Consider the following 18,603-nt stretch of genomic DNA (forward strand, 5'->3'; position numbering starts at 1 on the left):
TCTCATGCGTGACCCCCAGGACGTCGTCGTCTGCGCCCCGTACCGCACCGCGGTCGGTGCGTTCGGCGGCTCGATGCAGCCCCTGCTGCCCGCCCAGATCGGCACCCAGCTGATGACCGGTCTGATCGAGCGCACGGGCATCGACCCGGCTGCGGTCGAGGACGTGATCCTCGGCCACTGCTACGCCAACGGCGAGGCCCCGGCCATCGGCCGGGTCGTCGCGCTGGATGCCGGTCTGCCGGTCACGACGACCGGCATGCAGCTCGACCGGCGCTGCGGCTCGGGTCTGCAGGCGATCATCCAGGGCGTGATGCAGGTCCTGACCGGCGCCAACGACTGCGTCGTGGCCGGTGGGGTGGAGTCGATGAGCAACGCGCCCTTCTACTCCATGGACATGCGCTGGGGCGCGAAGGGCACCGGCGTGCGCGTGCACGACATGATGAGCCGCGGCCGCGAGACCGCGGGCGGGGTGAACTACCCGGTGCCGGGCGGGATGATCGAGACGGCGGAGAACCTGCGCCGCGAGTACTCCATCAGCCGTGAGGAGCAGGACGCGCTGGCGGTGCAGTCCCACCAGCGCGCCGCGGCGGCGCAGCGCGAGGGGCTGCTCGCGCAGGAGATCGTGCCGGTGCGCGTGCCGCAGCGCCGGGGCGAGGACCTCGTCGTCGAGGTCGACGAGCACATCCGCCCCGACACCTCGATGGAGTCCCTGGCGCGGCTGCGCCCGATCCTGGGCGCGGGTGATCCTGAGGCGACCGTGACCGCGGGCAACGCCTCGGGGCAGAACGACGCGGCCGCCTTCGTCGTCGTCGCCGACCGCGCGACCGCGGCCGCGCAGGGCCTGACCCCGCTGATGAGCCTGCGGTCCTGGGCCGTGGCGGGCACACCACCGAAGACGATGGGCATCGGCCCGGTCCCGGCGACCGCGAAGGCGCTGGACGTCGCCGGTCTGACCCTGGCCGACATCGACGTCATCGAGCTCAACGAGGCCTTCGCCGCGCAGGCCCTGGCGGTGATGCGCGAGTGGGGCTTCACCGAGGCCGACCACGAGCGCACCAACGTCCACGGCTCGGGCATCTCCCTGGGTCACCCCGTCGGGGCCACCGGCGGCCGGATGACCGGGGCGCTGGCCCGCGAGCTGCACCGCCGCGAGGGCCGGTACGGACTGGCCACGATGTGCATCGGCGGCGGCCAGGGCCTGGCCGCGATCTTCGAGAGGGCACACGCATGAGCACCCCGCGCACCATCGCCACCATCGAGGACCTGCGGGCGCTCGTCGGGCACGAGCTCGGCAGCACCGAGTGGGTCGAGATCACCCAGGAGCGGGTCGACCTCTTCGCGGATGCCACCGGCGACCACCAGTGGATCCACGTCGACGTCGAGCGCGCCGAGGCCGGCCCCTTCGGCGGCACGATCGCGCACGGCTTCCTCACCCTGTCGCTGCTGCCCTCCTTCGGCGCCGAGCTCTTCGCGCTCGAGCTCGGCAGCGCCCGGCTCAACTACGGCCTGGAGGGCGTGCGCTTCACCAACCCCGTGCGGGTCGGCTCGCGGATCCGGGGGACCGCGACCTTCGAGGAGGTCAACGACCTGCCGAAGGGGACCCAGGTCGTCACCCGCTACGTCGTCGAGATCGAAGGTGTCGAGCGACCTGCCTGCGTCGCGCGGCAGATCACCCTCGTCACCGGCTGAAAGGGCCCCACCCCTCCGGGGACGACGAAGGGGGACGAAGCCTGGCCTCGTCCCCCTTCGCACGTCCGCTGCGGGCTACCACGCAGTACTGGTCGCGATGACGACCACTACCTGCGCCGTAGCGCGGGGTCTAGCCGAGCACGTCGACCGAGCGGTGCTCGGCGACCCGGCTGCCCAGGGTCGCGAGGTGGCTGCGGGTGCTGCCCCACGTGCGCGAGATCATCGTCAGGCGCGCGCTGAGGTGGCCCACCGGGTACTCCGCGGTGACGCCGATGCCGCCGTGCAGCTGGATGGCCTCCTGGCCGATGAGCCGGGCGGCCTTGTCGACGACGACCCGGGCCCGCAGGACCGCGTCGACGTCGACCGGCGACTCCTCCGCCGACATCGCGGCGAAGAGGGTCGCGCTGCGCGCCAGCTCGAGCTGGGCGTACATGTCCGCGGCGCGGTGGGTGAGCGCCTGGAAGGCGGCGAGCGGGACGCCGAACTGCTTGCGCGTGCGCAGGTAGTCGGTCGTCATCCGCAGCGCCTCCTCCATCGCGCCCAGCGCCTCGGCGCACAGCAACGCTCCGGCGACGGCGAGCGCGTCGCGCAGCGCCTCCTCGGCGGCCTCGCCCTCGGCGAGCAGGGTGACCGACGCGCCGTCGAGGTCGAGCCGCTCGGCGGTGGCGCCCGGGTCGGTGAGGAGGAAGACGCCCGTGCCGCTCGCGGTGCGGGCGGTGAGGACGACGTGGGTGGCGGCCGGGGCGTATCGCACCGGGGCCTTGACGCCGGTGACCTGCCAGCCGTCGGCGCCCTCCTCGGCCCGCACGTCGTGCGGCGTCGGGTCGAAGGTGCGCATCGGCTCGTCGAGCGCCGGCACGAGCAGGGCCTCGCCCTCGCTCACCGCACCGAGCACCTGCTGGCGCAGCTCGGCGGGGGCGAGGCGGGCGACGAGGGTGCCGGCGAGGACGGTCTCGGCCAGCGGGGCCTGGATGCGGCCCCGGCCGAGCTCGGTCGCAGCGGCCGCGAGGTCGGTGATGCCGGCCCCGACGCCGCCGTCCTCCTCGGACCACGGCATCGCCGGGATGCCGAGCTCGACGAGCGCCTGCCACAGCGCGGTGTCGTGGGCGGGGGGCTGCGCGGAGGAGCCGGACTCGGCGGCGGGGGAGCCGTGGCGCGAGAGCACGCCCCGGGTGGCGTCGGCGAGGGCGCGCTGCTCGTCGGTGGTCGTGAAGTCCATGTGTCAGCCCTTCAGCTTCAGGATCGTGGCCGCGATGATGCCCCGCTGGACCTCGCTCGAGCCGCCGTAGATGGTCGCCTTGCGGAAGTTGAGGTACTCCGGGACCGAGCCGGTCGCCCACTCGGGCAGCTCGTCGTCGTCCCAGACGTGGGCCATCGGGCCGGCGACGTCGATCGCCAGCTCGAGGACCTCCTGCTGCAGCTCCGAGCCGCGCAGCTTGAGGATCGACGAGGCCGGGTCCGGCCGGCCGTCCTTGCTGCCGCCGCTGACGCGCACGACGGTGAGCTCGAGGGCCATGAGCTCGGCCTCGAGCTCGGCGAAGCGGGCCGCGATCGCGGGGTCGTCGAGCAGGCTGCCCTCGCCCTCGCGGACCTGCGCGGCGTGCTCCTTGACCTCCGAGAGCCAGCGCTTGATGAGCCCGACGTTCGCGACGCCGACGCGCTCGTTGCCGAGGAGGAACTTCGCGTAGTCCCAGCCCTTGTTCTCCTCGCCGACGAGCTGGTCGGCGGGCACGCGGACGTCCTCGAAGAAGACCTCGTTGACCTCGACGCCGCCGTCGAGCAGGCGGATCGGGCGCACGGTGATGCCCGGGGTCTGCATGTCGATGAGCAGGAAGGAGATGCCCTGCTGCTTCTTCGCGGTCGGGTCGGTGCGCACGAGGGCGAAGATCCAGTCGGCGTGCTGGCCGAGCGTGGTCCAGATCTTCTGCCCGTTGACGACGTACTCGTCGCCCTCGCGCACGGCCGTCGTGCGCAGCGAGGCGAGGTCGGAGCCGGCGTCGGGCTCGGAGAAGCCCTGGCACCACCAGATCTCGCAGCTCGCGGTCTTGGGCAGGAAGCGCTCCTTCTGCTCCTGCGAGCCGAAGGTCGCGATGACCGGGCCGACCATCGAGGTGTTGAAGGCCAGCGGCGGCGCGACGGAGGCGCGCTGCAGCTCGCTGTCCCAGATGAACTTCTGCAGGCTCGTCCAGTCCTGGCCGCCCCACTCGCTCGGCCAGCCCGGGGCGGCGAGCCCGGCATCGGCCAGCGCGGCCTGGCTGCGGCGCAGGTCCGCGGGGTCGAAGTCGTCGGATCGGGCGAGCAGACCGCGCAGCTCCTGGGGGAACTCCGTGGTGAAGTACTCGCGCATCCGCTGCTGGTGGGCGGCGTCCTCAGGACTCAGGCGTCGGTGCATGTCTGGACCCTAGCTGAGCAAGCGCTCACCTAGAAGGGTCAGGTGCGCGCGGTCACGAGGTGCTGCATCCGCGGGCGATGGCCGGGCGCCGCACCGTGGCGCTCGTCGGCCTCGAGGACCTCGGTGAGGTCGCGCACGAAGACGTCGGTGAACCCGGCCTCGCGGATCGCCGCCACCGTCGGCTCGATGCTCGACGCGAGGGCCAGCGGCAGGTCGGCGAGCACCGGTCCGTACGCGTCGACGAACTCGGGCGGCGAGCCCTCGAGGCCGTCGGTGAACCACGTGCTGTCGACGACGGCGAGCACCCCTCCCGGCCGCAGCAGCCCGCGCCACCGCGAGAGCGCGGCCACCGGCTCGCGCAGGGTCCACGTGACGTAGCGACAGATGACGGCGTCGAGCGAGCCCTCGGCGAAGGGGGGATCCACGGCGTCGCCGAGGGCGAAGGTGGGTGCGGGGCGGCCGTCCGCCCGGGCGCGGTCGGCGTGCTCCTGCGCGATCTCGAGCATTCCCGGCGAGCTGTCGACGCCGGTGACGTCGTGGCCGAGCCCGGCGACGAGCAGCGCGGCGTGCCCGGTGCCGGTGCCGAGGTCGAGCACTCTCGAGGGGGTGTTCGGCAGCGCCTGCGACCAGATGGACGACCACATCGCCGCGTCGTCGTCCCAGCGCTCGGGGCGGCGCTGGCCGGAGTCGTAGGCGGGGGCCCGGTGGGTCCAGTAGTCGTCGATGCGGGGCTGGATGCTCATGCGGAGATCTCCTCGTGGCGGGCCAGGGGGGTGAAGAGCAGGTGGACGCGGCCGTCCCGGTCGAGCCGGTCGACGTCGATCTCGTAGACCCGGCGCAGCAGGTCGGGGTCGAGGACCTCGGAGGTCGTCCCGCGCCCGGCGACCCGGCCGCGGTCGAGCAGGACGAGGTCGTCGCAGTAGGCCGCGGCGAGGTTGAGGTCGTGGAGTACGACGACGACGGTCTGCTCGAGCCCGCGCAGCAGGGTGAGCACCTCGTGCTGGTAGCGGATGTCGAGGTGGTTGGTCGGCTCGTCGAGGAGGAGGTGGCCGGCCTGCTGGGCCAGGCCGCGAGCGACGAGGACCCGTTGGCGCTCGCCGCCGGAGAGCTCGGAGATGTCGCGGCGGGCGAGGTGCAGCGCGCCGACCCGCACGAGGGCGGCCCGGGCGGCGGCCTCGTCCTGCGGCCGGGCCCGCACGAAGCCGCCGAGGTGAGCGGTGCGCCCGAGCAGGACGAGCTCGGCGACGCTCAGCGTGCTCTCGCCGCCGGCCTCCTGCACGACGACGGAGATCTCGCGGGCGAGCTGGGCCGGCGACATCGCGCTCACCGGGGTGCCGTCGACCGCCACCGAGCCGGCCCGCGGGCGCAGGCCGCCGTGGAGGCAGCGCAGCAGCGTCGTCTTGCCCGAGCCGTTGGGCCCGATGAGTCCGAGGACCCGGCCGGGCCGCACGGTGAGGTCGACGTCGTCGAGGACCGTGCTCGCGCCGTAGGCGAAGCTCAGCCCGCGCGCCTCGATCACCGGGCACCCTCCGTCGCCAGCTCCTCGACGATGCGCTCGAGGCCGTCGACGGCGAGCGGGCTGGCCGGCTCGGTGAAGTTGAAGAGCTGGGTGATGACGGCGTCGTCGCGCACGGCCGTGAGGCGCTCGGCGCCCGGCAGCGCCGTGAGGGCGTCCTCGACCTTCGCCGGTTCGCCGTCGGAGTAGAGCAGGACGACGACGTCCGGGTCCTCCTCGAGCAGGCTCTCGGTGGTCACCTCGAAGACCCGCTCGTCGACGTCCGCGTAGACGTTGGTCAGCCCGGCCGCCTCGAGCTGCGGGTCGGCCATCGAGCGGCTGCCGTAGGCGTACGTGGTGCCGCCGCCGACCGTCGGGTAGAGCACGGCGGCCGTGCGGTCCTCGTCCGAGGGCACGGAGGCGGTGATCGTCTCGACGCGCTCCTCGAGGTCGCGGGCAGCATTCGCCGCCTCGTCCTCGCGGTGGAAGACCCGCCCGAGCTCCTCGAGCTCGGTGCCGATCGCCTCGAAGGAGGGGGCGGGGCCCCCGGTCGGGCACAGGCCCCCGACCTCGAGCAGGGGGATCCCGAGCTCGGCGAGCGAGGCGCGGTCGAGGTTCTCGACCTGACCGAGGACGAGGTCGGGCTCCCGGGCGACGACCGCCTCCTTGGAGATGAGCAGGTGGCCGCTCGAGTCCATCCGGTCGGTGAGCGAGTCGATGCCCTCGACCGCGGCGTTCGTCTCGTCGTCGTAGTAGCCCTGGGGGTAGGCGCCGGCCTTCGCCGTCACGTGGTCGAGGACGCCGAGGGTGTCGAGGTAGGGCACCCACGCGCTCTTGAGCAGCACGACGTCGGTGGGCTCGGCCTCGATCGTCACCTCCTCGCCGCAGCTCGTCGTCGTCAGCGGGTAGTGCCCGTCGTCGGGCGCCGTCGCGGCGGTGCCCGCCGGCTCGTCGGTGCCGCACGAGGCGAGCAGGGCGACGGCGGCGGCCAGGGACGCGGCGCGCAGGGGGCGAAGGGGCATCGAGGGCCTTCCGGGATCAGGTGGACGAGACGTGCATGCGGCGGATGAGGACGAGCAGGAAGGGCGCGCCGACGAGGCTGGTGAGGATGCCGATCGGGATCTCCTGCGGCTGGAGCAGGGTGCGCGCGACGACATCGGCCCAGACGAGCAGGATCGCGCCCATGAGCGCGGCGACGGGTACGACGGCGCGGTGCGACGAGCCGACTGCCCGCCGGGCGAGGTGCGGGACGACGAGGCCGACGAAGCCGATGCTCCCGGCGGCCGAGACGACGACGCCGATGCACAGCGAGACGAGCACGAGCAGGCGCACGCGCAGCCGGTCGGGCGTGAGCCCGAGGGTCTGCGCGGTCTCGTCGCCGATGGCGAGGACGTCGAGCCGGCGCCCGGCGTGGGTGAGCACGAGGACGGTCCCGAGGACGACGACGCACACGACGGCGAGCGGGGCGGTCCACGACGCGAGGCCGAGCGACCCGAGGAGCCAGAAGAGCACCGAGCGCGACCCCTCGGCGGAGTCGGCGGCGAAGATAAGGAAGCTCGTCAGGGCGTAGAGCGCGTACCCGACCGCGACGCCGGCGAGCAGCAGCCGGATCGAGGTGACGCGCCCGCCGGAGCGGGCGACGACGAGCACGAGGAGGGAGGCGGCGAGCGCCCCGGCGAAGGCGCTCACCGGGAGGGCGTGCTGGCCCAGGCCCGCGCCGACGCCGAAGAGGATGGCGGCGGCCGCCCCGCTCGAGGCCCCCGAGCTCACGCCGAGCAGGTAGGGGTCGGCGAGGACGTTGCGCACCATCGCCTGGAGCGCGACGCCGCACACCGCGAGGCCGGCGCCGACCGCAGCGCCGAGGACGACGCGGGGGAGGCGGACGTCCCAGATGATCGCGTCTCGCGACAGGCTCCACGTCCGCTCGCCGAGGCCGAGAGCGTGGTGGCCGACGACGCGCAGGGTGGTGCCGGCGGGCACCGTGACCGCGCCGATGCCGACGGCGAGGACGAGGGTGGCGAGCAGGCCTGCGCCGAGGCCGAGCAGCCAGGCCGTCGTGCGGCGACGGCGGCCCACGACGCCGAGGTCGTCCTGCGCGAGGAGCGTCGTGCTGCGGGCGGGCGAAGGGGTCGCCGGCCCGGCCGTGGGCGGGGCGGGCTGGGGCACGACGGCTCCTCGGGTCGGGGGGTTCGTGTTGCGAACGATGTGCAGCTAGACCGTACGCCCCGGACGGTGACGCCGACGAAGTTGAGCGAAATAGACTCAACTTCGCAGGCGTTGCACCTGGCAGATCACCTTCCCTGCTCGTGAAGACAAGGAGTCACATGGAGCTCAAGCCGACGACCAAGGTCGCCGAGGCCCTCGCCCTCGCCCAGCGGTCCGCCCAGACCGAGGGGCACGCCGAGATCACCCCGGCCCACATCACCAGCGCGCTGCTGCGCGTCGACACCGCGCAGGCCGACGCGCTGCTGCAGGCCGCCGGCACCGGGGCGAGCCATGTGCTCGCCATGGCCGACCGGGCGGTCGCCGCCCTGCCGTCGGTCGCCGGGTCGACGACCCAGGCACCCACCTTCGGCCGTGAGGCGATGGCCGTCCTCCAGCAGGGCGACACCCTCATGCGGGCGAAGGGGGACACCTTCCTCGCCTTCGACCTCCTGCTGCTCGCGCTCGCCGAGACCGGTCACCTCGCCGCCGTCGAGAAGCGCGGCGCCGCCGATCTCGAGGCGAAGGTCGACGAGCTGCGCGCCGGTCGCAAGGTGACCTCGGAGACCCCGGCCGAGGGCGGCGACGCCCTCGCCGAGTACGGCACCGACCTCACCCAGATGGCGCGCGACGGCAAGCTCGACCCGGTCATCGGCCGTGACTCCGAGATCCGCCGCGTCGTCCAGGTGCTCTCGCGCCGCACGAAGAACAACCCCGTCCTCATCGGCGAGCCCGGCGTCGGCAAGACCGCCGTCGTCGAGGGTCTGGCGCAGCGCGTCGTCGACGGCGACGTGCCCGAGAGCCTGCGCGACAAGCGCCTCGTCAGCCTCGACCTCGGGGCGATGGTCGCCGGTGCGAAGTACCGCGGCGAGTTCGAGGAGCGGCTGAAGTCCGTCCTCGAGGAGATCAAGGCCAGCGACGGGGAGATCATCACCTTCATCGACGAGCTGCACACCGTCGTCGGCGCCGGGGCCACCGGCGAGGGCGCGATGGACGCGGGCAACATGCTCAAGCCGATGCTCGCGCGCGGCGAGCTGCGGCTCGTCGGCGCGACGACGCTCGACGAGTTCCGCCAGCACGTCGAGAAGGACCCTGCCCTCGAGCGCCGCTTCCAGCAGGTCTACGTCGGGGAGCCGAGCGTGCCCGACACCGTCGCGATCCTGCGCGGTCTCAAGGAGCGCTACGAGGCGCACCACAAGGTCGAGATCGAGGACTCGGCGCTCGTCGCCGCGGCCGCCCTGTCCGACCGCTACATCAGCGGCCGCCAGCTGCCCGACAAGGCGATCGACCTCGTCGACGAGGCCGCCTCGCGGCTGCGCATGGAGATCGACTCGAGCCCCGTCGAGATCGACGAGCTGCAGCGCGCCGTCGCGCGGATGGAGATGGAGAAGCTCCACCTCGCCCGCGAGACCGACGACGCCAGCCGTGAGCGCCTCGACCGGCTCGAGACCGAGCTCGCCGAGCGTCGTGAGGAGCTCGCCGCCCTCACCGCCCGCTGGGAGCAGGAGAAGACGGGCCTGAACCAGGTCGGCGAGCTGCGCGCCCGCCTCGACGACCTGCGCACCTCCGCCGAGCGGATGCAGCGCGACGGCGACTACGAGGGGGCCTCGCGGGTCCTCTACGGCGAGATCCCGGCTCTCGAGGCCGAGCTCGCCCGGGCCGACGCGGCCGAGAGCGCCCGCAGCGGCGACGAGGACCTCATGGTCAAGGAGCGGGTCGGCGCCGACGACATCGCCGAGGTCATCTCGGCGTGGACGGGCATCCCTGCGGGCCGCCTGCTCCAGGGCGAGAGCGAGAAGCTGCTGTCGATGGAGTCGATCATCGGCTCGCGCCTCATCGGGCAGACCAGCGCGGTCCAGGCCGTGAGCGACGCCGTGCGCCGCAGCCGGGCCGGCATCGCCGACCCCGACCGGCCGACCGGGTCCTTCCTCTTCCTCGGGCCCACGGGTGTCGGCAAGACCGAGCTCGCGAAGTCGCTCGCCGACTTCCTCTTCGACGACGAGCGCGCGATGGTGCGCATCGACATGTCGGAGTACTCCGAGCGGCACTCGGTGGCCCGCCTCATCGGCGCGCCCCCCGGGTACGTCGGGTACGAGGAGGGCGGTCAGCTCACCGAGGCGGTGCGTCGTCGGCCGTACAGCGTCGTCCTGCTCGACGAGGTCGAGAAGGCGCACCCGGAGACCTTCGACATCCTGCTCCAGGTGCTCGACGACGGGCGGCTCACCGACGGGCAGGGCCGCACGGTCGACTTCCGCAACGTCATCCTCGTGCTCACGAGCAACCTCGGCAGCCAGTACCTCGTCGACCCGCTCGTCGACCCGGCGACGGCGCGCGAGGCGGTCATGGGGGCGGTACGGACGGCCTTCAAGCCCGAGTTCCTCAACCGGCTCGACGAGGTCGTCATCTTCGACCCGCTGAGCCGCGACGAGCTCGGCCACATCGTCGAGCTGCAGGTGCGCGAGCTGGCGACCCGCCTCGCCGACCGTCGCATCGACCTCGACGTCACCGACGACGCGCGGACCTGGCTGGCGGAGAAGGGCTACGACCCGGCGTACGGCGCCCGGCCGCTGCGCCGCCTCGTGCAGAAGGAGATCGGCGACCGGCTGGCGACGGGGCTGCTCGGCGGCGACATCCGCGACGGGCAGACGGTGGTCGTCGACACCGACGACGAAGGGGTGTCCCTCACCCTGCGATGACGGGTGGGGTTCCCCCTTCGCCCGGGTCGAGGTGATCCGCGCCGACGAGGTCGGCGTGGATCACCTCGACTGTGTCTGGGGCCGCTCGAGGCGCCACCAGAGCAGGACGGGCACGAGGCACAGGGCGAGCAGGCCGGCGCCGAGACCGAGGGCGGGATAGCTCGTCGTCGCGACGACCACCCCGGACATGACACCGGCCGACGCGCCGGACAGGGCGACGAGGACGTCGAGGTTGCCCTGCACGCGCGAGCGCTGCGACGGCGTCGTCGAGTCGACGACGAGGGCGGTGCCCGAGACGAGGCCGAGGTTCCACCCCAGGCCGAGCAGGACGAGCGCGAGGACGAGGACGGGGAGCGAGTCGGCTGGTGCGACGGCCGCGGTCACCCCGGCGGCGAGGAGGACCACGGCTGCGCCGGTCGCGACGGGCACCCGGCCGAGCCGGTCGACGAGCATCCCGGTGACGGGTGAGGGCAGGTACATCGCGGCGATGTGCAGCCCGATGACGAGACCGACCGCGGAGAGGTCGTGGTCGTGCGCGCGCATGTGGACCGGGGTCATCGTCATGACGGCGACCATCGCCAGCTGCGTGAGCACCATGATCGCCCCGCCGACGACGGCGCCGCGGCCGACCGGTGCGGCGACCGCGCCGGCGTCGGCAGCCGTGGCGTCGGTGGCGGCACGGCTCTCGAGCTGGCGGGCGAGGAGCAGGGGGTCCGGGCGCATCAGGACGAGCACGGCGACCCCGGCGGCGACGTAGGCGACGCACGCGAGGAGGAAGGGGCCCGCGAGCGCCGGCAGCCCGAGGCCCTCGGCGAGGTCGCCGAGCGGCGAGACGAGGTTGGGCCCGGCCACCGCGCCGAGCGTCGTCGAGACGAGGGCGACGCTGATGGCCTTGCCCCGCTCGTGCGGCCGGGCGAGGTCGGTGCCGGCGTACCGGGCCTGGAGGTTGGTCGCCGTGCCCGCCCCGTAGACGAAGAGGGCCACGAGGAGCAGCGGCACGGTGTCGAGCGCCGCGGCGACGACGACCCCGGCGGCGCCCACGCCCCCGGCGACGAAGCCCGCCCCGAGACCCACCCGGCGCCCGCGGCGCTGGCTCACCTGGCCGACGAGGTAGGCGGTGAGGGCCGAGCCGAGGGTGAAGAGCGCGGTCGGCAGCCCGGCGAGACCTGCGCTGCCGAGCATCTGCTCGGCGAGCAGCGCTCCGACGGTGACGCCCGCGGCGAGCCCGGCACCGCCGAGCACCTGCGCGAGGACGACGACGCGCAGGACCCGTCGCTGGACGGTGGCGGGGTCGTGCTCGAGGACGGGTGCGCGCGGGGGCTCAGGAGGGGTCATGTCGGGGGACATCATGCCCGCGCCGACGGGTCGAGGTGATCCACGCCGACGTGGCCGGCGTGGATCACCTCGACCCGCGCGCGGCTCGCCACGGGGGCGGCGGCGCGACGGATACCGTGACGCCCATGCGCCGACGCCCGCTGATCGCCCTGCTCCCGCTGGCCCTGCTCCTGCCCGCGTGCTCGGGCGGCGAGGAGGCCGCGGCGCCCGCGGACGCGATGCGCACGGCGCAGGAGCGCTTCGAGCAGGCCGGGGGAGTGCACATCGAGCTGAGCAGCTCCGGCCTGCCGCAGGGCCAGGACGGCGTCTCGAAGGCCAGCGGCGACGGCTCGGTCGACGCGAAGACCCCGGCCTTCTCGGGTGAGGTCACAGGGGTCATCGACGGCACCGCCGCGTCCGTCGAGATCATCGCCGTCGGGGCCAAGACGTGGATGTCCTTCTTCTCCTCCGACTTCAACCCCGTCGACATGAGCGACCTCGGCGCGCCCAACCCGGCGGAGTTCTTCCGCACCGGCTCCGGGGTCGGCCAGGTCGTCGCCGAGAGCACCGGCGTCACGGCCGGCGAGCGCACCCGGGACGGCGACGTCGTCCTCCAGTCCTACACCGGCAGCGTGCCCGCGAAGCCCGTCCAGGACCTCTTCCTCCTCGGCGAGGACGCCGACACCTTCGAGGTGACGTACGGCATCGAGCCGGGGTCGGGCGAGCTGCGCACCGCCGAGATCACCGGGGAGTTCTTCACGGGCGAGACCACGACGTACACCGTCGACCTCAGCGAGTACGGCAAGGACGTCACCGTCGAGCCACCCGCGTGAGCGCCACCGCCGTGGGGCAGACCACCCGGCCCCGGGCGCTCCTCGCTCTCGCGTGCGCCGGCGTCGCCGTCGCGGCAGCCGACACCTACGTCGTCGTCCTCGCCCTCACCGACATGATGGCCGGCGTCGGCCTCACGCTCGACAGCCTGCAGCGGGCGACGCCGATCATCTCCGGCTTCCTCCTCGGCTACATCGCGGTGCTGCCGCTCATCGGACGCCTCGCCGACCTCGTGCCCCGCGGCCGGGTCCTCCTCGCCTGCCTCGTCCTCTTCGTCCTCGGCTCCGGGGTCACCGCGCTCGCCGTCGACCTCGACGTCCTCGTCGCCGGGCGGGTCGTCCAGGGGATCGGCGGCGGGGGCCTCGTCCCGGCGACCCTCGCGATCGTCGCCGACCTGTGGCCCGTGGGCCGCCGCGGCGTGCCGCTCGGGATGGTGGGCGCGGTCCAGGAGCTCGGCAGCGTCCTCGGGCCGGTCCTCGGCGCCGCCGTGCTCGCGGTCGCCGACTGGCGGGCGATCTTCTGGCTCAACGTCGTCCTCGCCCTCGTCCTCGCCGTCGCCCTGCGGGTCGTCGACCGGGAGGGGGCGAAGGGGGACCCGCTCACCCGCCCGGCCCGCCTGGGCCTCGCGCTGGGTGCGGTCGCGGTCGCCCTGCTGTGGCTGGCGCTCGCCGCGCCCCGACGGCTCGTCACCGACGTGACGCTCGGGCTCCCCTTCGTCCCCCTCGGGGATGCGGACCACCGCCTGGTCACGCCGGTGGGGGCGCTCGCGCTGGCCCTCGGCGCGATCGCGCTCGCGGTCGCCCTCCGGCGGGGGTGGCCGACCCTGCGCGAGGGCGACCTCGTCGGGGCGCTGCTGCTCGGCACCGCCCTCGGCTGCGTCGTGCTCACCTTCGCCGCCGCCGACCCGGAGCGCGAGGTCGTCGGGCCGCTCGGCTACGCGCTGCTCCCGGTCTCGCTCGTCGCGGCAGGCCTCTTCGCGTGGCGTCAGCGCACCGCCCCGTCGCCGCTCGTGCCGCGCGGCACCCTCGGCGGGCGGACCGGGTGGGCGCTCCTCGTCTCGGTGCTCGTCGGCGTCGCGCTCGTCTCCGTCGTCGTCGACGTGCCGCTGCTCGCGCGGCTGACGACCGACGGCGGCCAGACCCATGCGGCGATGGTCCTGCTGCGCTTCCTCGTCGCGGTGCCCGTCGGTGCACTCGTCGGGGGCTGGCTGCTGCGCCACCTCGGGGCCGGTCTCGTCGCGGGCACGGGCCTGGCGCTCATGGCCGCGGGGCTCGGGGCGATGTCGACGTGGGGGACCGGCTCGCTCGACGCGGTCGTCAGCTCGACCGCCGTCCTCGTCATGGCGGGCCTCGGCGCCGGCCTGGCCCTCGCGCCGGTCAACGACGCCGCCCTGGCCGACGCGCCGTCGTACGCCCACGGCACCGCGAGCTCGCTCGTCGTCGTCGCCCGGATGATCGGGATGGTCGTCGGGCTGGCCCTGCTGACGGGGGTCGGGCTGCACCGCTACTACGAGGCGGTCGCGGCGCTCAGCCCGGCCGACCGGACCTCCGCCGACGCGCTCGTCGGTGCGGCGATGGTGCAGGTCGAGACGGTCTTCGCCGGGGCCGCGCTGGCCGCGGGCCTGGGGGCCGTCGTCGCGGTGCTCACGCTGGGGCGCTCGCCCGAGCGGGTCAGGGCGTCGGCGAGCTCCTGAGCGGCCGCCCGAGGAGCAGGTCCTCGAGGTGCTCGACCACCCGGTCGGTGGCCTCGTAGGCGAGCATGTGCCCCGCGCGCGGCACGACGTCGAGCGCCGCCCCGGGGATGCGCTCGTGGTACATCCGGCTCCACCGCGCGGGCGTGAGCCGGTCGCGCTCGCCTGCGAGGACGACGGTGGGGATGCCGGCGAAGACGCGCAGGGAGCCGATCTCGTCGTGGCCCTGCAGCGCGGAGAAGTACCGGCCCGTCGCCCGCGCGCTCGTCGCCCGGCCCATGCTCATGACATGGGCGAGGTCGCGGGGGTCGGGCTCGTCGGCGCCGAAGGTGGCCCGTCGCACCATGTCGCGAGACATCGGCAGGGAGGGGACCGCCGAGGGGAGGACGGACTGCAGACCCATGACCACCCCTTCGCCCCGGATCGGGCGGCGCAGGGAGGCCAGCTCGGGGGTCGTCGCCATGAGCAGGACCCCGCGGGCGCGCTCGTGCAGCTCGTCGGGGTGCGCCCCGGCGTAGGCCATGACCGTCATGCCGCCCATCGAGTGGCCGCCGAGGACGAGGGGCCCGTCGGGGACCACCTCGCACAGGACCGCGCGCAGGGTCTCGCCGAGGTCGCGCACGGTGGCCCGACGCCCGCGCCCGAGCGTCGACAGCCCGTGGCCCGGCTGGTCGTAGGTGACGACGCGCACCGCGTGGCGCTGCTGCAGGGCGGAGACGACGCGCGCCCAGCTCGACTGGTCGAGCGTCCACCCGTGGGCGAGGACGAGCGTCGGCAGGTCGCCGTCGCCGGTCGTGCGGTGGTCGAGGACGTGGACCCGGGCGCCATCCGGGCTGACGACCTCGCGGGTGACGACCTCGGAGGTGCCCGTCATCTCGGTCAGTCCTTCAGCTCGACGACGACGGGGGCGTGGTCGCTCGCGCCCTTGCCCTTGCGCTCCTCGCGGTCGATGGCCGCGCCGAGGACGCGGTCGGCGAGGGCGGGGGTGCCGAGGACGAAGTCGATGCGCATGCCGCGCTTCTTCGGGAAGGCGAGCTGCTGGTAGTCCCAGTAGGTGAAGGTGCCCGGGCCCGGTGCGTGCGGGCGCACGACGTCGACGAGGCCGTCGTCGAGGAAGGCCTGGAAGGCGGCCCGCTCGCGCGGGGAGACGTGGGTGCTGCCCTCGAAGGCCGACATGTCCCACACGTCCTCGTCGAAGGGGGCGATGTTGAAGTCGCCGCCGAGCGCGAGCGGCAGGTCGGGCTCGGCCGCCCGCCAGGCCGCGGTCTGGGCGCGCAGGGTCTCGAGCCACTGCAGCTTGTACTCGAGGTGCGGGTCGTCGAGGGTGCGCCCGTTGGGCACGTAGAGGCTCCACGCGCGCACGCCGCCGCACGTCGCGCCGATGGCACGGGCCTCGGGGGCCGCGGGGTCGCCCCAGCCAGGGACGTCGGGGAAGCCGACCGACACGTCCTCGAGCCCGACCCGAGAGGCGATGGCGACGCCGTTCCACTGGTTGAGGCCGTGGTGCGCGACCTCGTAGCCCAGCTCCTCGAAGCGGGCGAAGGGGAACTGCTCGTCCTTGGCCTTGGTCTCCTGCATGAGCAGGACGTCGGTCTCGGAGCGACCGAGCCAGTCGACCACCCGGTCGACACGAGAGCGGATGGAGTTGACGTTCCAGGTCGCGATGCGCACGGCCGCCACCCTACGCAGCCCTACCGACAAGGGCCCGCCCCGTCGAGGGTCGAGGGCGAAGGGAGGAGCCGCTGTGCTGGTCGAGGTGCGACGAAGGGGCCGGTTGCTGGTCGAGGTGCGACGAAGGAGCCTCGAGACCACCGCCCTCTCTCCAGTGGTCTCGAGGCTCGGGCGCTGCGCGCCCTTCGCACCTCGACCATCGAGGGCTCGACCGGCCACGACCCCTCGAGCGAAGACAGGGGCCGCCGCAGGCCGTAGCGTCGCTGTCATGCGACCCCTCATCGAGATCCCCGCCGCCGACGGCACCGCGGAGGCCGTCGTCGCCCGCCCGGACGCCGACGGCAGCTACCCGGGTGTCCTGCTGTGCATGGATGCCATCGGCCTGCGCCAGCAGATCGAGACCATGGCCGACCGCATCGCCTCCTGGGGCTACGTCGTCCTCGCGCCGAACACCTTCTACCGCTCCGGCAACGCCGCGCAGACGACGCCGACCGCTGACCTGCGCGACCCGGCCGAGCGCAAGGCCTACGGCCCGATCTCCATGGGCTACCTCGCCGAGCTGACGACCGAGCGCATCGAGGCCGACCTGCCCCACTACCTCGCCGCGCTGCGCGCCCTGCCCGGCGTCGCCGACGGCCCGGTCGGCGTCACCGGCTACTGCATGGGCGCCCGCCTGGCGACCATCGCCGCCGGCATCGACCAGGGCGTCGCGGCCGCGGCCGGCTTCCACGGCGCCCGCGTCGCCGTCGACGCGCCCGACAGCCCCCACCTGCGCCTGTCCGGTGCACGCGCCGACTTCGTCTACGGCCACGCCGACAACGACGGCGCCAACCCGCCCGAGGACGTCGCCCGTCTCGACGACGCGCTCGCCGAGCACGGCCTGTCCGCCCGCACCGCGGTCTACCCCGACGCCCCGCACGGCTTCACGATGGCCGACACGAGCAGCTACCAGGAGGCCGGCGCCGAGCGTCACTTCGACGAGCTGCGCGAGCTCTTCGCACGCACCCTCGGCGGCCGATGAGCACCGCTCTCGTCACCGGTGCGACCGCCGGCATCGGGCGCGAGTTCTGCGAGCAGCTCGCGGCGAAGGGGGATGACCTCGTCCTCGTCGCCCGCGACGCGGCCCGCCTCGAGCGGGTCGCCGGCGAGCTGCGCGAGCGCCACGGCGTCGCCGTCGAGGTCCTCGTCGCGGACCTGTCCGACCGCGCCCAGCTGCAGCGGGTCGCCGACCGGCTGGGCGAGGCGGACCGGCCGGTCGACGTCCTCGTCAACAACGCGGGCTACGGGCTGGCCACCCCCTTCGCCCAGTCCGAGATCGCCGACGAGGAGCGCCTCCTCGACGTCCTCGTCCGCGCGGTCCTCGTCCTCTCGCACTCCGCCGCGCGCGCGATGACCACCCGCGGGCACGGGCGGATCATCAACGTCTCGTCGGTCGCCGGCTACCTCGCCGGCGGGCCGTACTCCGCGGCCAAGGCGTACGTCACGACCCTCACCGAGTCGCTCTCGGGGCAGCTGCGCGGGACCGGTGTCACGGCCACGGCGGTGTGCCCGGGCTACGTCGTCACCGAGTTCCACGAGCGGGCCGGCATCGACCACGGCGCGCGGTCCGGGCCGTTGTGGCTGGACGCCGCCGACCTCGTGCGCGAGGCGCTCGCCGACGCCGAGCGCGGCCGCGCCGTGAGCGTCCCGAGCGCGCAGTACAAGGCGATCGCCACCGCGCTGCGCCACCTCCCGCGCGGTGTCGTCCGCCGAGCGACGACCCGCAGCCCGCGCGGCGGTCGCTGACGAAGGGGGACTCATCCCCCTTCGCCACCCCTCCTACAAAACCCTGCTGGCTGGGTCTTGACGAGCCACGACCCCTTCGAGAGGGTCCTGGCTCGTCGAAAGGCTGCTGGCAGGGTCTTGTAGGGGCGCCGCGGACCGGGCGACCCGGCCGGAGCGCGATCCCTAAACTCGACGACCATGACCGACATCGCTGCCGACCGCGCCCGCCTGCTCGAGATCGTCCGCGAGAAGGCGATCGTCCACGGACGGGTCACCCTCTCCTCGGGCAAGGAGGCCGACTACTACGTCGACCTGCGGCGGATCACCCTCGACGGCGAGGCCAGCCCGCTCGTCGGCCGGGTCATGCGTGACCTCGTCGCCGACCTCGACGTCGTCGCCGTCGGCGGCCTGACCCTCGGCGCCGACCCGGTCGCCACCTCGATGCTCCACGCCGCCGCCGCGGCGGGGGAGCGGCTCGACGCCTTCGTCGTGCGCAAGCAGGGCAAGGCGCACGGTCTCCAGCAGCGCATCGAGGGTCCCTCGGTCGCCGGCCGACGCGTCCTCGTCGTCGAGGACACGACGACGACGGGCGGCTCGCCCCTCGACGCCGTCGCTGCGGTGCGCGAGGCCGGCGGCGAGGTCGTCGCCGTCGCGACGATCGCCGACCGCGACACCGGGGCGGGGGCGCGCATCGAGGACGAGGCGGGCGTGCCCTACCGCTTCGTCTACTCGCTGGCTGACCTCGGTCTGGCCTGAGGGCGGGGCGCGGCGGGGACCAGCACGGTCCCGCTCCGCGGAACATCGACGGACGAGACTTGCCTCGAGGGGTTAGGGCCTCCTAAGTTAGGCCTGCCTCACT

17 protein-coding genes are annotated in these 18,603 nt (G+C 74.0%); 8 read left to right on the top strand and 9 right to left on the bottom strand.

What is annotated here, in order from left to right; translation table 11 throughout:
- Nucleotides 1-4 precede the first annotated feature (4 nt).
- Both EEW87_RS13905 and EEW87_RS13910 read left to right on the top strand, forming a co-directional pair.
- Nucleotides 5-1,231 (top strand): acetyl-CoA C-acetyltransferase, encoded by a 1,227-nt coding sequence (locus tag EEW87_RS13905; protein WP_123092478.1) that lies wholly within the window; start codon nt 5-7, stop codon nt 1,229-1,231.
- On the top strand, nt 1,228-1,689 hold the full coding sequence (locus tag EEW87_RS13910) for a MaoC family dehydratase (protein WP_123092477.1): 462 nt from the start codon (nt 1,228-1,230) through the stop codon (nt 1,687-1,689). The genes EEW87_RS13905 and EEW87_RS13910 overlap by 4 nt, the downstream gene beginning before the upstream one ends.
- A gap of 130 nt (nt 1,690-1,819) precedes the next feature.
- Here the strand turns inward: EEW87_RS13910 and EEW87_RS13915 are convergent, their stop codons facing one another.
- Genes EEW87_RS13915 through EEW87_RS13940 form a run of 6 tightly spaced genes read right to left on the bottom strand, consistent with a single transcriptional unit; the run spans nt 1,820 to nt 7,742 of the window.
- Nucleotides 1,820-2,908, bottom strand: coding sequence for an acyl-CoA dehydrogenase family protein (locus EEW87_RS13915; RefSeq protein ID WP_123092476.1), 1,089 nt, complete (start codon nt 2,906-2,908; stop codon nt 1,820-1,822).
- Nucleotides 2,909-2,911: 3 nt separating this feature from the next.
- Nucleotides 2,912-4,081 (bottom strand): acyl-CoA dehydrogenase family protein, encoded by a 1,170-nt coding sequence (locus tag EEW87_RS13920; protein WP_123092475.1) that lies wholly within the window; start codon nt 4,079-4,081, stop codon nt 2,912-2,914.
- A 38-nt stretch (nt 4,082-4,119) separates the two neighbouring features.
- Nucleotides 4,120-4,824: a class I SAM-dependent methyltransferase gene (locus tag EEW87_RS13925; RefSeq protein ID WP_123092474.1), complete on the bottom strand. Its 705-nt coding sequence runs from the start codon at nt 4,822-4,824 to the stop codon at nt 4,120-4,122.
- The gene (locus EEW87_RS13930) at nt 4,821-5,600 is read right to left on the bottom strand and encodes an ABC transporter ATP-binding protein (RefSeq protein ID WP_123092473.1); all 780 of its coding nucleotides are present in this window, start codon (nt 5,598-5,600) and stop codon (nt 4,821-4,823) included. The genes EEW87_RS13925 and EEW87_RS13930 overlap by 4 nt, the downstream gene beginning before the upstream one ends.
- On the bottom strand, nt 5,597-6,598 hold the full coding sequence (locus tag EEW87_RS13935; RefSeq protein WP_123092472.1) for an ABC transporter substrate-binding protein: 1,002 nt from the start codon (nt 6,596-6,598) through the stop codon (nt 5,597-5,599). Before EEW87_RS13935 ends, EEW87_RS13930 begins: the two co-directional genes overlap by 4 nt.
- A gap of 16 nt (nt 6,599-6,614) precedes the next feature.
- Nucleotides 6,615-7,742, bottom strand: coding sequence for a FecCD family ABC transporter permease (locus EEW87_RS13940; RefSeq protein WP_123092471.1), 1,128 nt, complete (start codon nt 7,740-7,742; stop codon nt 6,615-6,617).
- 158 nt (nt 7,743-7,900) lie between these two features.
- On the opposite strand from EEW87_RS13940, the gene clpB reads away from it, so the two are divergent.
- Nucleotides 7,901-10,474 (top strand): ATP-dependent chaperone ClpB, encoded by a 2,574-nt coding sequence (gene clpB, locus EEW87_RS13945; protein WP_123092470.1) that lies wholly within the window; start codon nt 7,901-7,903, stop codon nt 10,472-10,474.
- A 60-nt stretch (nt 10,475-10,534) separates the two neighbouring features.
- Here the strand turns inward: clpB and EEW87_RS13950 are convergent, their stop codons facing one another.
- Nucleotides 10,535-11,809 (bottom strand): MFS transporter, encoded by a 1,275-nt coding sequence (locus tag EEW87_RS13950; RefSeq protein ID WP_123092588.1) that lies wholly within the window; start codon nt 11,807-11,809, stop codon nt 10,535-10,537.
- Nucleotides 11,810-11,934: 125 nt separating this feature from the next.
- On the opposite strand from EEW87_RS13950, the gene EEW87_RS13955 reads away from it, so the two are divergent.
- Both EEW87_RS13955 and EEW87_RS13960 read left to right on the top strand, forming a co-directional pair.
- Complete coding sequence (locus EEW87_RS13955) at nt 11,935-12,621, top strand: LppX_LprAFG lipoprotein (protein WP_148041593.1); 687 nt, start codon at nt 11,935-11,937, stop codon at nt 12,619-12,621.
- Entirely contained in the window at nt 12,618-14,312 is a 1,695-nt protein-coding gene (locus EEW87_RS13960) for an MFS transporter (protein WP_240341608.1), read from the top strand. Before EEW87_RS13955 ends, EEW87_RS13960 begins: the two co-directional genes overlap by 4 nt.
- Here the strand turns inward: EEW87_RS13960 and EEW87_RS13965 are convergent.
- Both EEW87_RS13965 and EEW87_RS13970 read right to left on the bottom strand, forming a co-directional pair.
- A complete protein-coding gene (locus EEW87_RS13965; protein ID WP_123092468.1) occupies nt 14,290-15,183 on the bottom strand; it encodes an alpha/beta fold hydrolase in 894 nt (297 codons plus the stop codon). The genes EEW87_RS13960 and EEW87_RS13965 overlap by 23 nt on opposite strands.
- A gap of 5 nt (nt 15,184-15,188) precedes the next feature.
- Nucleotides 15,189-15,980 (bottom strand): exodeoxyribonuclease III, encoded by a 792-nt coding sequence (locus tag EEW87_RS13970; protein WP_191680801.1) that lies wholly within the window; start codon nt 15,978-15,980, stop codon nt 15,189-15,191.
- Between the two features lie 268 nt (nt 15,981-16,248).
- Between EEW87_RS13970 and EEW87_RS13975 the strand changes: the two genes are divergently transcribed.
- The 3 genes from EEW87_RS13975 (at nt 16,249) to pyrE (ending at nt 18,500) form a co-directional block, all read left to right on the top strand.
- Complete coding sequence (locus EEW87_RS13975) at nt 16,249-17,001, top strand: dienelactone hydrolase family protein (protein WP_123092466.1); 753 nt, start codon at nt 16,249-16,251, stop codon at nt 16,999-17,001.
- A complete protein-coding gene (locus tag EEW87_RS13980) occupies nt 16,998-17,765 on the top strand; it encodes an SDR family NAD(P)-dependent oxidoreductase (protein WP_123092465.1) in 768 nt (255 codons plus the stop codon). The genes EEW87_RS13975 and EEW87_RS13980 overlap by 4 nt, the downstream gene beginning before the upstream one ends.
- A gap of 177 nt (nt 17,766-17,942) precedes the next feature.
- Nucleotides 17,943-18,500: an orotate phosphoribosyltransferase gene (gene pyrE, locus EEW87_RS13985; RefSeq protein ID WP_123092464.1), complete on the top strand. Its 558-nt coding sequence runs from the start codon at nt 17,943-17,945 to the stop codon at nt 18,498-18,500.
- Nucleotides 18,501-18,603: the final 103 nt, after the last annotated feature.

This window comes from Janibacter melonis (assembly GCF_003721155.3).
Taxonomy (GTDB): domain Bacteria; phylum Actinomycetota; class Actinomycetes; order Actinomycetales; family Dermatophilaceae; genus Marihabitans; species Marihabitans melonis.

Excerpts from the sequence above, each read along its gene's own strand:
- EEW87_RS13925 (WP_123092474.1), bottom strand. The coding sequence starts at position 4,824 with ATGAGCATCCAGCCCCGCATCGACGACTACTGGACCCACCGGGCCCCC.
- pyrE (WP_123092464.1), top strand. The coding sequence starts at position 17,943 with ATGACCGACATCGCTGCCGACCGCGCCCGCCTGCTCGAGATCGTCCGC.
- EEW87_RS13965 (WP_123092468.1), bottom strand. The coding sequence starts at position 15,183 with ATGACGGGCACCTCCGAGGTCGTCACCCGCGAGGTCGTCAGCCCGGAT.
- EEW87_RS13950 (WP_123092588.1), bottom strand. The coding sequence starts at position 11,809 with ATGACCCCTCCTGAGCCCCCGCGCGCACCCGTCCTCGAGCACGACCCC.
- EEW87_RS13975 (WP_123092466.1), top strand. The coding sequence starts at position 16,249 with ATGCGACCCCTCATCGAGATCCCCGCCGCCGACGGCACCGCGGAGGCC.
- EEW87_RS13920 (WP_123092475.1), bottom strand. The coding sequence starts at position 4,081 with ATGCACCGACGCCTGAGTCCTGAGGACGCCGCCCACCAGCAGCGGATG.
- EEW87_RS13915 (WP_123092476.1), bottom strand. The coding sequence starts at position 2,908 with ATGGACTTCACGACCACCGACGAGCAGCGCGCCCTCGCCGACGCCACC.
- EEW87_RS13935 (WP_123092472.1), bottom strand. The coding sequence starts at position 6,598 with ATGCCCCTTCGCCCCCTGCGCGCCGCGTCCCTGGCCGCCGCCGTCGCC.
- clpB (WP_123092470.1), top strand. The coding sequence starts at position 7,901 with ATGGAGCTCAAGCCGACGACCAAGGTCGCCGAGGCCCTCGCCCTCGCC.
- EEW87_RS13980 (WP_123092465.1), top strand. The coding sequence starts at position 16,998 with ATGAGCACCGCTCTCGTCACCGGTGCGACCGCCGGCATCGGGCGCGAG.
- EEW87_RS13905 (WP_123092478.1), top strand. The coding sequence starts at position 5 with ATGCGTGACCCCCAGGACGTCGTCGTCTGCGCCCCGTACCGCACCGCG.
- EEW87_RS13910 (WP_123092477.1), top strand. The coding sequence starts at position 1,228 with ATGAGCACCCCGCGCACCATCGCCACCATCGAGGACCTGCGGGCGCTC.
- EEW87_RS13955 (WP_148041593.1), top strand. The coding sequence starts at position 11,935 with ATGCGCCGACGCCCGCTGATCGCCCTGCTCCCGCTGGCCCTGCTCCTG.